This is a genomic window from Afipia sp. Root123D2 (genome assembly GCF_001425835.1).
Lineage (GTDB): Bacteria > Pseudomonadota > Alphaproteobacteria > Rhizobiales > Xanthobacteraceae > Afipia.
In genome coordinates this window covers 1116155-1127832 of the sequence record NZ_LMDP01000001.1, presented here as the reverse complement: position 1 = coordinate 1127832, position 11678 = coordinate 1116155, and the positions used below count along the sequence as shown (strand labels likewise).

12 protein-coding genes and 1 tRNA gene are annotated in these 11678 nt (G+C 61.3%); 1 reads left to right on the top strand and 12 read right to left on the bottom strand.

The window, feature by feature from the left end; all coding sequences use genetic code 11:
* Window positions 1-109: 109 nt before the first annotated feature.
* The 5 genes from ASC80_RS05515 to ASC80_RS05495 all read right to left on the bottom strand — a co-directional run bounded on the left by ASC80_RS05515 (window position 110) and on the right by ASC80_RS05495 (window position 5953).
* On the bottom strand, window positions 110-1498 hold the full coding sequence (locus ASC80_RS05515) for a hypothetical protein (protein WP_056293653.1): 1389 nt from the start codon (window positions 1496-1498) through the stop codon (window positions 110-112).
* Between the two features lie 3 nt (window positions 1499-1501).
* Window positions 1502-2227, bottom strand: a complete 726-nt coding sequence (locus ASC80_RS05510; RefSeq protein ID WP_056293647.1) for a hypothetical protein — start codon at window positions 2225-2227, stop codon at window positions 1502-1504.
* 136 nt (window positions 2228-2363) lie between these two features.
* Window positions 2364-3515, bottom strand: coding sequence for a hypothetical protein (locus tag ASC80_RS05505; protein ID WP_156464266.1), 1152 nt, complete (start codon window positions 3513-3515; stop codon window positions 2364-2366).
* A gap of 105 nt (window positions 3516-3620) precedes the next feature.
* Window positions 3621-5474 (bottom strand): T6SS phospholipase effector Tle1-like catalytic domain-containing protein, encoded by a 1854-nt coding sequence (locus tag ASC80_RS05500; protein WP_082512410.1) that lies wholly within the window; start codon window positions 5472-5474, stop codon window positions 3621-3623.
* A 188-nt stretch (window positions 5475-5662) separates the two neighbouring features.
* Window positions 5663-5953, bottom strand: a complete 291-nt coding sequence (locus ASC80_RS05495; RefSeq protein ID WP_056293642.1) for a hypothetical protein — start codon at window positions 5951-5953, stop codon at window positions 5663-5665.
* Window positions 5954-6357: 404 nt separating this feature from the next.
* On the opposite strand from ASC80_RS05495, the gene ASC80_RS05490 reads away from it, so the two are divergent.
* Complete coding sequence (locus tag ASC80_RS05490; protein ID WP_156464265.1) at window positions 6358-6651, top strand: hypothetical protein; 294 nt, start codon at window positions 6358-6360, stop codon at window positions 6649-6651.
* Between the two features lie 125 nt (window positions 6652-6776).
* Here the strand turns inward: ASC80_RS05490 and ASC80_RS05485 are convergent.
* The 7 genes from ASC80_RS05485 to ASC80_RS05455 form a co-directional block, all read right to left on the bottom strand.
* Window positions 6777-6854, bottom strand: a tRNA-Pro gene (locus tag ASC80_RS05485).
* Between the two features lie 85 nt (window positions 6855-6939).
* The gene (locus ASC80_RS05480; protein WP_056295654.1) at window positions 6940-7635 is read right to left on the bottom strand and encodes a MerR family transcriptional regulator; all 696 of its coding nucleotides are present in this window, start codon (window positions 7633-7635) and stop codon (window positions 6940-6942) included.
* Window positions 7636-7783: 148 nt separating this feature from the next.
* Window positions 7784-8119 carry an integration host factor subunit alpha gene (locus tag ASC80_RS05475; protein WP_056295651.1) on the bottom strand — a complete coding sequence of 112 codons (336 nt, stop codon included), beginning with the start codon at window positions 8117-8119 and terminating at the stop codon, window positions 7784-7786.
* A gap of 128 nt (window positions 8120-8247) precedes the next feature.
* Window positions 8248-9225 carry a beta-ketoacyl-ACP synthase III gene (locus ASC80_RS05470; protein ID WP_056293638.1) on the bottom strand — a complete coding sequence of 326 codons (978 nt, stop codon included), beginning with the start codon at window positions 9223-9225 and terminating at the stop codon, window positions 8248-8250.
* Window positions 9222-10283 carry a phosphate acyltransferase PlsX gene (gene plsX, locus ASC80_RS05465; protein ID WP_056293635.1) on the bottom strand — a complete coding sequence of 354 codons (1062 nt, stop codon included), beginning with the start codon at window positions 10281-10283 and terminating at the stop codon, window positions 9222-9224. Before plsX ends, ASC80_RS05470 begins: the two co-directional genes overlap by 4 nt.
* 154 nt (window positions 10284-10437) lie before the next feature.
* Entirely contained in the window at window positions 10438-11058 is a 621-nt protein-coding gene (locus ASC80_RS05460) for a YceD family protein (protein WP_056293632.1), read from the bottom strand.
* A gap of 7 nt (window positions 11059-11065) precedes the next feature.
* Entirely contained in the window at window positions 11066-11623 is a 558-nt protein-coding gene (locus tag ASC80_RS05455; protein WP_056293629.1) for a ubiquinol-cytochrome C chaperone family protein, read from the bottom strand.
* Window positions 11624-11678 lie beyond the last annotated feature (55 nt).

The window sequence follows — 11678 nt, the reverse complement described above, 5'->3', positions numbered from 1 at the left end:
GTAAATTGCGACACTTCGACAAGAGACTGGCACATTATAAGCTAAAGTCTCGCGCTATTCGAACACGGCGAAATGCGGCCACGGATCGACTCTCTAGCAGCATGGCAAATTACTTCCCGCTCTCCCGCGCGGCGTTGTCGACCGCGATCAGCCGGTTCCGCACGGGTTTTTCCAGCAGGTAAGCCGCTACGTCCGGATTGAACCACGCCATCTGGACGATCTCGTCGGCGTTCTGCTTGTTGGTCGGCAGGAGGTCGAGCAACAGCTTGAACCGCTTCACGATACCGCCGCCCTTGAGGTCGCCGTAAACGTGTCGCGCCGCGAGCTGCACCCATTGCGGAATGGTCCGCTCCGCCGTCGGCGAGCCGGTCGTCGCCCGCTTCTCGGCCTCCTTGAAGTAGCCGAGCAGCTTGTGGGCCTGACGAAGATTGTTCATCTCCTCCGGGCTGTAGACCTTGGCCAGGATCGCCTCGTTGTCCTTGAACTCCTTGGCGAGCCGCGCGTACTGCACCTCGGGCGTCTCGCCGATCTTGCGGGTCGACTGCACGCGATCGGCCAATACCTCGGAAACGGCGGCCTTCCAGCCGCGTTGCGCCGCCGGGTCGCTCTTGACCAGGTTGCCGATCTTGTTTTCGCCATCCTCGTTAAAACGCGGGCGCAAACGATCGAGCCGCTGCACGAATTCCGCCGGCATCTGCTGATTTTGCGGGCCAAGTTGATTGATGCCCGCGCGCACCCGATCGATGGCCCCGAACACATCGTCGGCAGGAATCTGCTCGGATCGGCCGGGTGCCTCATCGAACTGTCGGTTCTTTTCTGTACGAGCCGGTACATAATTCTCGTCGACAATCGTCCGGTCGAGGTTGCGGCTGGCGTTGCCCTTGGCTTCGGAATTGGCGATGACGTTGAAAGGTGCCACCCAGTCGTCGAACATACTATTCATCCGATCGTTTCGGCTCTGCAGCCGGCCGATCTCGAAATCTGCAGCACCAACCCGCTTATACCGCTCGCGCTGCGCCACGCTCGCCACGGCGCCCTGATCGGCTTCCGGATCACGGAGCGACGACACACGTTCGCCGGCGGCTTCCTTGACGTTCTGGTCGCGCTGGATGAAGTCGCCGGAGTTGCGGGTGCGCGCAGCCGTTTCGGCCGCGACGAGACCCGGATCGCGGGACAGCAGCCCGGTCGTCGGAACCTGGCTCGGCTCGATGGGGGTTTCGCCCAGCCGTTGCGGGCGTGCAAGTGCACCAGCGTTTTCGCGGATGTCCTGCGCAATCGTGGAAGGGTTGCCGGTCGCGCTGCGCTGGAAGTCGCCAGCGGCACGTTCGGTGTCGGCGCGATTGTACGGCTGGCCGGACGGTTTCACCGGCACGTTCACGTCAGCGCGGCGTTCGCCGATCCGCCGAATTGCTCCGCCGACGCCTTCAGCGGCGCCCTGCACGGTCGAAGCTGCGCCACCGCCGACCAACGGCGCGACGAAGGTCGCGAGACTCTTCACGAACTAGCCAAGTGGCGTTGCGGGCTCCTTGGGCAGGTAATCATCCGCGGCGTTGACCGCGACGCCCGCTCCTGCTCCGCCGACTGCGTCGCCCACAACGGTGCGCGCCGGCGCTGCCTGATACGGCCGCGCCAGGGTGTCGAGCGTCCGGTTAGCCAGATCTCCCGCCGGCTTCGCGCCGGTGGACGCCGCTTCAAGGATCGCAGGAGCACGGGTCGAGAGCGCAGCACCGGTCCCAATGGCCTGCGTACCGAAACGGTTGACATTGTAGGCCTGCTTCTCCTTCGGCGACATTTCCGCTTCAGGAATCGAGAACGGGCCGGCCACTTGCTCCGCGATGCGCGACGCCGGGGTGGCGGATGGAATTTCAGTGTCGAAAACCTTGTTGACAACGCCAGTGGCGAGGTTCTGCGCCCCCGCTGCGAGATCGAACGGTGAGAGCACGATGTCGCGCAGCCCGGCGTCAACACCTTGCGCGCCGACGGCGAAATTGTGCAACAGCCCCTTGTCGGCGTTCGGATTGACGGCCGGCGCCGGAGGTGGCGGCGCGCCAATCTCCACGCGCGGCAAGCCGGATGCCCCGATCGGCACACCGCCGGGAGTGACGGGCGCAGCAGGAGCAGTCGGCGGGCCATAGTGCGCGCGCAACGCACGCGTCATTTCATCCGGCGGAGTGCCGTCGGGAAACTCGACGAGCGTGCCGTCCGGTCCTTGAACTTGCACGGTCATTCGAGTTGCCCTGTAGCCGGGTTGTAACGAAGCACGGACGAAGGAGCGGCCGGAGATTGTGGCGCGCCCGGAGCCGAGCTAGGGGGCGGGGTGGCTCCGGGCGCGGCCGCGCGAGACTGTAGAAACTGGAAAAACATCAGTGCGCCTTGATGATGAGGTTGCAGACCAGCGCGGGGGGCACATTGTTGTGCGCCGTGTCAGAACCGCCCGACGGCGTCGTGCCCGTCATGGCGGGGAGCGTGGCAAATCCTGTGTTGGTGCCAGCGTTGCTACCGAGATGCGGGTTTGGGCCAGTCTCAAAACCATTCGCGGCCGATTGACCCACCGAGTAAGAATGGCGATGGCTGCCCTGCCCCGCCGCAACCGCTGTCGCAAACGTCACATTCGGCAGATTCGCCTGAACCAGCACGACCGACTGCGCACCACCGGTTGCGCCGAGTGTGGTGCCGTCGACGCCGGAGCCGGCCGACGTGAGCCGCCCGGCGGCCGAACCGCCCATGTTGTCCTTACCGAAGATCGACCGGCCTTTGCCGTCCGGCTTCTTCGGGTTGCCGGAGCCGTCCTGGCCATGGGGGAAACTGTCGTCGATGTAGCGCTGGCGCAAAGCGGGGAACGCAGTGTCGGAAAGCAGCACGCCACCGTCCGCCCAATCCCAACCGTCGGGAAGCGACGCGCCCGACCACGGGAGAGGTCCGAGGCCCGCCGGCAAGATCAAATCGCGCAGCTGTGCCGGCACCGCGGCAGCCATCTTGACCAGCGTCACGGCCGCATCGGCGATCTTCGCGGTCGTAACCGCGGACGCGCCGATCTTGGAGTTCACCACGGCGTTCGTCGCGATCTTCGCGGACGTCACGGCGGCATCGGCGATTTTCGCCTCGGTCACGCCGCCGTCGGGCAGCGCAGCCGCGACACTCAGATCGGCCACCAGCCGCCATTTGCTCGCGTCGAACACCGCGCCGGACGTGTGGGTCTCGAGGGCGGTGTAGAACTTCGCCTCGTTGAAGACCGTCGAGACGTCGACCGTGTAGAGCGTATCCGTCGTCCACGGCAGCGGGCTTTTGAAGCCAATCGTGATGGACGAATCGAGTTGGTCCCGACCGACCGATCCCGGTGCGAGGCGCCCGTCATCGGACTGGATTCTTTTTAGATTGCCTTGAGTCTCATCCAGAGAAACTTTGACCGCGTTGAACTCAATATCAAGGTCTGTTCCCCGCTGCGGAGACGAAGGATTCTGCGCGCTGTGAAGCGAGAAACTGTTTTGGCGATCGTAAGGGGTTGGCTGAGGCATTCTGGCGACACCGAAACTGCGCATTGATTGCGCGGCGCCGTCGGCGGAACGGCTACAGGGTCGCCATACGTGATAATACTACGGATGCGTGATTTTGAGAAGCGCCTATGCTTGTGTTTGCGCTGGCGTTGCTATCTTTCTTTGCCGTTTCACCCAACGCTGATACGCCTTTGTGGAAAGCACTCCGAAAAACCAGAACAGAAGGTAACCCGTCAGGAAGATTACGAGCGAGAGGGGCAGCTTAAGGATCCAATCGAACACCTGTTGGAGACCACGCCAATCGGCGAGCATCCTGTGTAGACAACTCCCCACTGTTGAGAGCGGCATAGACCGCCATTCGGCGGTCATCAGCCAATGGCCAATTTGCGCTAGCAGGATTCCGCCTCCACCAAATATTCCGACCAAGCCAAGTACGAAGCCGATGCACGAAAGCGCCTTTTCCATGTCTCGTCCCTCCCCTTGGCTGCTAAAAGCTGATCGAATTGATCGAGACCACCATGCCTGTTTGAGGCTTTGCCAAAACGTAATATGGGGCCATGGAACGTCGTCGTAATAGCGCTCAAACCCTTCATGGGTCCGCAGCGACTCTGGCCGGTATTTAGCCATCACGTCATATTGAAGTACGGCTTCGAACTCAAAACGCTGTTTGACGCTCTCGTGCAACGTCGCGGTGCTAACAGGTGCTCGATCCGACTTTCCCGCCAGGCGAAATAGTAACGATCGAGTCTCGTCGTGCTGTTTGCCGTCGAAGGACGGTTTGAGAGCGAGCACGCTTCGGTCCACTAGCAAACTTTCATCTGTCAGCGACGTTGCTTCGTCGAGCATCCAACTCAGTGTTATATCGGAAAGCCGCGATTCATTCTCAGCGTAGCCACCACCGATATCGGCATGGTTCCCCGCAAACCACAGCTGCCGAAAACGGGGGATCTTGCCGGGGATTGTGAATTCGGTCCTGCTGTTTCCCCATTTCACGCGTTGAAAATCCGCGCGGCGCTCGTCGAGCGATATAGCGTGCCGGGCATATCCTGTTCGCGTGTCAAGATGGTCGTCGTAAAATTTCTGACGAAAGGTAGTCAGATGAACCGTCTCCCACCATTTGAATCCATCTAAGCGCACTGCAAACTTGAGGTGGGTGTATATATAGGCGGCAAGTGCGAGCAACGCCGTGTCAAACGTAAGCCATGGCAGCCAGTACCAATATTTCTGAAGATCGCCTCCAGCAAGGGCAAGAATCAAGCTCAGCGTCAGCAGGGCTCCGACGACGGCACTAGCCAATATTGCCAGAGAACCTCGGTTGGAGAGCGCTGCAACCGTGTCGAACACACCGATAAAGAACGGAAAAGAACTACGCTGCTCCTCTACCGCACCGTATTTCTTCCGAAAGCGAGCGGCGAGTGCTCTTCGTTGATCGAAGTATTTTGCATCTCGCGGGGAACTAACATGTTGATACACAGACTTAACGGCTTCTGCGGCAACCCTTTGCGTCGAAGACTTATCGCGTAAAAGCGGCGCGCCGCTTTTACCGTGCGTTGGGATTCCGCAATACGCCAACACCGTTGCAAGGCATCGAACCGTATAAGCACCGCGACTAAATCCAAACAGAAAGATACGATCGCCCGGGCGCCAGTGCTCAATGACGGCAGCATAGCAGTCGATAATGTTCCGAGTGACGCCGAGGCCGGTCGCTTGGCTAACGAAATTGTAAAGTGTGCGCCAGGTACGTGTAACGGTATTTCCGCCAGCGGGTTGTGTGCCTAGCCCTGGATCGTAGAACGCAACCTGCTGGCGTGGGTCGATCGACGTGTCAGGACCGACACGAGCCGCGCGATAGAGTTTGTATATGTTTGTCCGATCCTCATCGAAGAACACGCCGCCACGTTGACCCGTGCCATCGGAAAAGATGACGACGTTCTTCGAACCCGGCGTTGCCGGATCTCCCGCTGACTCGACATCGACCATGGTTGCGCCCTAGCCAGCACCAAAGTGCTGTGGCAGCAATGGTAGGAGCCGAGCGGATGCACGCGAAGAACTGAAGTCGCCTTTCCACAGTAATCCTGAGGAATATGGAAATTTGCAATTTAGGAAAGCGAGGCGGCGGCTTCTGGACGCCATGAAATCTGCCCCCGCCGGGGGTGGGTGGGTACGCCCTATCGTGCATGCCAACGATCGTCCGCTGCGGTACTGAGGACCTGACGCGGGCCGCGCTTCTTAGCTTCTCGCCAATCCCATAGACGACCGGCGCCAGCGATCAACGCGAAGAACATTCCCAAGGTGAACACGACCGGAATTAACGATCGGCCGAACCCCGTACCAAGAAAGAACAGAGCAAAAAACGATAGCGCTGCAATCGGGATCAGAGCCGCAAGTCCTCTCATGAGGAACGGCACGCAAAGCAAGATTGCGAGCGCAAGCAGTATTCCAAACGCAATTTCGATCATCGCTATATCTCCAACGCATTGAGACTAAAACGAATCTGCTGCGCAGTCGAGTGCAAGTTATGCCTGAAAATAGCCGGTTTCTTGTCGATTTAACGCAGCGAAGAAATCGACATTTTGAGCGTCGATCAAAGATCCTTCGCGAAACTCAACTGCTTACACGTCGATTTTATTGTGCGTGCAAATCGGCGAAAAAATCTGTTTTCGATTTCGGTAGTCAGCCGCATCATTCCCCTGGGCCGAAAGCCTACAACGTTAGCCGAAAGTCGTTTCCGGTAGTCGGCGATCACAAATCAAGTCCAGGGGCCGCACGCGTATGTCCAAGGCGTGAGCCTAAAGGTGTGCGGGGCCGCCTAGCGTCGGTCATTTCGCCCCTGGACGCTCAACCTAAACGAATGGAAATCGCTATGACCCGCCCCACCAACACCGCGCCGACCCTGTCCGTCATTCCCACGCGCGCCCAAGCAATCGCCGCGAAGCTCGACTCGCTCGGTACCGTCTTCCGTCTCGTGATCGAAGAGGATGCCGTGATCCTCGAGGCACACGTGCCGTCCGGTGTGGCTGCCCGCATGTTGAAGCCCCTCGGCCGGCGGGCGGTCGGACAGTTCCACGCCCTGCCGGGCAACATGGTGGTCATTGACGCCCTAGTCGACCTCAGCATGGCCCGGCGAATGCTCGCCCCGGCTGGCCGGATGGGCTAGGGGAATCGGCGCGCGAGGCGACCTGAATTGCGCCTCGTGCTTCCCCGGTGCTTCCCGACAGCAAATAACAGAGGAACTCAGGGCCAACTAAGGAGAAAAATCTGGTGCATATTCAATCGGTTGAATGGTCGGAGCGAGAGGATTCGAACCTCCGACCCCTAGTCCCCCAGACTAGTGCGCTAACCGGGCTGCGCCACGCTCCGAACCTGCCTTCGCGGCCCCGTTGCTGTAGCGTCGTTCGGCGCTACGCGCAAGAAGGCAGGGATACCGGCCGGCACCGCCGGAAGGTCACGACTGGCGTTCGTCCTTGAGCACCCGTTCGATCAGGGCGCGCGCGCCAATCAGGTCATCGAGCGCCGCCTGAAGTTTGCTGCGATCCGGGACGGGCTGCTTGCGAATGGCGGGTGGCCCGTAAATTTCCGCGCCAGCCACGGGGCCTGGCGGCACCGGTTTGGCAACGATGGGTTTTGCAACCACCGGTCGGGCGAATACCGGTTCGCGCAAGATGGTGTCGTCATCGCCATCGTCCGTCAGATGTTCGTCTGCCTGATGGTCTTCGGCACCGTCATCTGCATCGTCCTGATCGTCGTCGAAATCGGCATCGTCGCCGTCCGCGATGTCGTGACCGTTCTCATGCGACTCGGAATCGGCCGGGATGCGGCGCGATGGTTTAACGGCGCCTGCGCCTGCGAACGACGCCGGCGCAATCGCCGAATCGTCCACCAGGTTCTGCACCGCCTTGATGCCGTGCTCGCGCAGGATGCGCTGGACGCCGCGAATGGTGTAGCCCTCGCCGTAGAGCAGGCGGCGAATTCCGCGCAGCAGATCGACGTCGTCGGGGCGGTAATAGCGCCGGCCGCCGCTCCGCTTCATGGGTTTAATCTGGGCGAACCGCGTTTCCCAGAATCGCAGAACGTGCGCCGGGATATCGAGGTCGTCGGCGACCTCGCTGATGGTCCGAAATGCATCCGGCGCCTTGTCCAAATGCATCCTCCCTTTCATCGCATGGCAATGAATCGCTGCCACCGCGAATCTATCGCGTTTTCACTCCAAGGGGAATTCGCTTCAAGCGAGAGGCGCGGCTTATGGGCAGGTTAAGCATCCGGCCCAGCGCGGCAGGCCCGACAATGCGTCAGTCTTGCTCCGCAGGTGCTGCCGCGCCATTGCCGGCGTTACCGTTGATACGCTGCTTCAGGATCGCCGACGGTTTAAAGACCATGACGCGCCGGGGCGAAATCGGAACTTCGGTTCCCGTCTTCGGATTGCGTCCGATGCGCTGGCCCTTCTTGCGCACCATGAAGGAGCCGAACGAGGACAGCTTCACCGTCTCGCCCTTTTCAAGGCAATCGGTGATTTCCTTCAGCACGAGTTCGACAAACGCGGACGACTCCGTACGCGACAGGCCCACCTTCTGGTAGACCGCTTCGCATAGATCGACGCGTGTGACTGTTTTTCCGGTTCCCGTCATCGCCTGCCCCAGTTCGGCGAACATTTTCGTTCCTGAAATTATGAGCTTAGAGCGCGAGGGTCAACACTGCTGATCGACCTAAGGCCAAGAAGTTCCTTTCAAATTTAGCGGACTTCCGGCTGCTATTGTCACCACCGAAGCAGTGCAGACCCCCAGGTGAAGCCCCCACCCATGGCTTCCAGCATGATGAGGTCATTGGCCTTGATGCGTCCATCGTCGGCAGCGGCTGCCAGTGCCAGGGGAATCGATGCCGCGGAGGTGTTGCCATGACGATCAACCGTCAGAACCACCTTCTCCGGCGCAATATGAAGCTTCTTGGCTGACGCATCGATGATCCGCTTGTTGGCCTGATGCGGAACCAGCCAGTTGATGTCATCGGCCGTCGTTCCCGTCGCCTCGAATGCATCGACGATCACATCGGTGATCATGCCGACGGCGTGCTTGAACACCTCGCGGCCTTCCATCCGCAGATGTCCCACCGTTTGCGTGCTCGAAGGTCCGCCATCGACGAACAGTTTGTCCTTGTGGCGGCCGTCAGAGCGCAGATGCGTGGTCAGGATGCCGCGATCAGACGTCTTGCCGGGCTGCGGTTGGGCATCGAGCACCACCGCGCCGGCACCGTCCCCGAACAGAACGCACGTGCCACGGTCGTTCCAGTCGAGGATCCGCGAAAACGTCTCGGCGCCGATCACCAGCGCGCGCTTGAAAGCTCCCGACTTGAGGAAATTGTCGGCTGTCGCGAGCCCGAAGATAAAGCCCGAGCAGACCGCCTGCAGGTCGAACGCGGCACCGTGATTGATGCCAAGCCCGTTCTGAATAGAAACTGCAGTCGCCGGAAACGTGTTGTCGGGCGTCGAGGTCGCCAGCACGATCAGATCGATCGACTGCGCGTCGATTCCGGCCTTGGCAATGGCCGCCTGCGCCGCCCTGAGACCGAGATGGGAGGTAAACTCGCCGTCCGCTGCGATGTGGCGCTGCCTGATCCCGGTGCGCTGAACGATCCATTCATCGGAGGTGTCGACCATCTTGGCCAGTTCGGCATTGGTCAAAATGCGCTCGGGCAGATAGGAGCCATAGCCAAGCACAACCGAACGCAACACAGTCACGAGACAGCCTCCTGCGCGTCCGGCGCCCGAGCAAGGGCGCCGCCGTCACGGTTGAGAGTTTGATTGATCTTGGTCAGGAGATCGTAGCGGACCATGTCATAGCCAACATCGACAGCCGAGGCAAAGCCTTCGGCATCGGTGCCGCCATGGCTCTTGATCACCACGCCGTTCAGCCCGAGGAAGACGCCGCCATTGACCTTGCGCGGGTCCATCTTGTCGCGCAGGGCGTTGAAGGCGCCGCGCGCGAACAGATAGCCGAGCCGGGAGCGCCAGGTCCGTCCCATGGCGCTGCGCAGATACTCGGCGATCTGGCGGGCGGTTCCCTCCGCACTCTTCAGCGCGATATTGCCGCTGAAACCCTCGGTGACGATGACGTCGGCGGCACCCTTCCCGATGCCGTCGCCCTCCACGAAACCGATGAAATCGAGCTGCGGCAGGTTCATGCTTCGCAGCAATTCCGCCGCGCCGCGGACTTCCTCGACCCCTTTGACTTCCTCAACACCGATATTGAGAAGCCCGACCGTCGGGCGCTCGAGATCGAACAGCACCCGGGCCATCGCGCTGCCCATGATCGCCAGCGACGCCAGATGCTGGGCATCACCGCCGATCGAGGCGCCGACATCGAGCACAACCGACTCACCGCGCACCGTCGGCCAGGCGCAGGCGATTGCCGGGCGATCGATGCCGGGCAGCATTCGCAGGTTGAACCGGGCCATCGCCATCAGCGCGCCTGTGTTGCCGGCCGATACCGCGACGTCGGCCTCGCCCTTTTTCACCGCATCGAGCGCAAGCCACATCGACGATGTCTTGCGGCCGCGGCGCAGCGCCTGGCTCGGCTTCTCGTCCATGGTGACCGCGACGTCGGTATGAAAGACGCGCGAGGCCGCCTTCATCGCCGGATGAGCGTCGAGTTGCTTGTTGATGAGCGCGCTGTCGCCGAACAGCAGAAACTCGGTGTCGGGGTGTCGGGTCAGTGAAATTCCCGCGCCGGGAACGACCACCGATGCGCCGAAGTCGCCGCCCATGGCGTCTAGCGCAATTCGAACCTTTTGCGGCATGGGTCGTTCCGGAAACCTGATCTTTTACGGCCGAATGGCTGACCGCAGCCGGGGCTGCAACAATAACGCTTCCCTGAGGCGATACAACATCTTGACCGGCCTGTCTTGATCTTGACTGCATTCTCAAGCGAGGCCAGCCACGCAGCTGTGAGTCCTACTTTTTCTTAGGCTTTTGACCCGACTCCTGCGGCGGCGCGCCCTTGAGCGCCTTCAGCGCGGCAAACGGATGATCCTCGGGGTCGTCTGCGATCGGCGGCAGGTCGAAAACCGCATCCGGCTTGCGCGGATAGGGATCAATTCCCAAAAACAGAAAATCCGCCGCCAGACGGCCGAGATCGATGGCACCTCCGACAATCGGCTCCGGGGGGTCGGGAATTTCGAGATCGCCCTCCTCGCCCGACGCGGGCAGACGCGCATGCGAGACCGGCTCGTCGGATGGCGGCGCGAATGTCACGTCGACCGCCTCATCGATGTCGTTCTCGATCGGATCGAGCGTCACAACGCATGTCTGCCCGACCCGCGCCCGGACTCGTCCTACCACGTGCACCGTGCCGTTTCCCGTATGGGCCAGATCGAACGACGCGCTGGCGTCGCTGACGTCGCGCAGGCCGGCGAGCGCCGCCAGCGCCGCACGCTGCTTCGCATCGGCTTCGAGGACGACATGAGATCCGCCTTCGGGAATCTGCGCGATCATCACAGGGACGCTCCACGCGAGGTCCTTGCGGGGCGTTTTTTCAGCGGTGGGCTTGCCAGCCATCGGAGGTCCCTTGCTCATGATCGTTTCAGGATGCGCCAGCAGGCTGTGGCACGATCGGTTGCGGAAAATGCCACGTCCCCGCGGCCAGGGCCGCACCATCGGCCGGCGCGAGAGCCGCCACCACTGCCAGCACGTACCGCGCCAGCAAACGAGCGCTATCGGGGTGTGCGCCATTCAGGACATTGCGTCCGATGGACTGTGCGAGATCGTCCTCGCCGCCGGCGAGCGCCAGATCGTAAGCCGCCGTGCGGCCATAGAACGCCTCACCGAAGGCCTGCATCCGCTTCGGCACCGTCAGGTCCCCAACCCCCATCTCGCGCAGATTGCCGTCCATGTCCTCGCAGAAGCGGTCGAACAAGCCCTGTGACAGGCTGTCGCCGCCATCGGTCGTGCGCAGGTGCCGCAGCACCATCCACAAATGAAGCACCACCATATCGAAACGGCCGTCCACGGTGTCTCGAACGTTGAGGGTGGCGTAAAATGCCGGTTCTCGCGCTTGCGCCACGATCATGCCATAGATGGCTTCAATGGTGCCGCGCGACGGCAGGCTGGGATTCCTGAAGCGATTGAAGGGCCAAAGCATTTTCGGTTCCGATCGGGCCAGTCGCTGTCATCGGCGACACCCGGCCTGTTGCAAT

Coding starts and splice junctions, on each gene's coding strand:
- ASC80_RS05495 (WP_056293642.1), bottom strand. CDS start 5,953: ATGATCGAAATTGCGTTTGGAATACTGCTTGCGCTCGCAATCTTGCTT.
- ASC80_RS05455 (WP_056293629.1), bottom strand. CDS start 11,623: ATGCTTTGGCCCTTCAATCGCTTCAGGAATCCCAGCCTGCCGTCGCGC.
- ASC80_RS05500 (WP_082512410.1), bottom strand. CDS start 5,474: ATGGTCGATGTCGAGTCAGCGGGAGATCCGGCAACGCCGGGTTCGAAG.
- ASC80_RS05475 (WP_056295651.1), bottom strand. CDS start 8,119: ATGACGGGAACCGGAAAAACAGTCACACGCGTCGATCTATGCGAAGCG.
- ASC80_RS05510 (WP_056293647.1), bottom strand. CDS start 2,227: ATGACCGTGCAAGTTCAAGGACCGGACGGCACGCTCGTCGAGTTTCCC.
- ASC80_RS05505 (WP_156464266.1), bottom strand. CDS start 3,515: ATGCCTCAGCCAACCCCTTACGATCGCCAAAACAGTTTCTCGCTTCAC.
- ASC80_RS05490 (WP_156464265.1), top strand. CDS start 6,358: ATGACCCGCCCCACCAACACCGCGCCGACCCTGTCCGTCATTCCCACG.
- ASC80_RS05460 (WP_056293632.1), bottom strand. CDS start 11,058: ATGAGCAAGGGACCTCCGATGGCTGGCAAGCCCACCGCTGAAAAAACG.
- plsX (WP_056293635.1), bottom strand. CDS start 10,283: ATGCCGCAAAAGGTTCGAATTGCGCTAGACGCCATGGGCGGCGACTTC.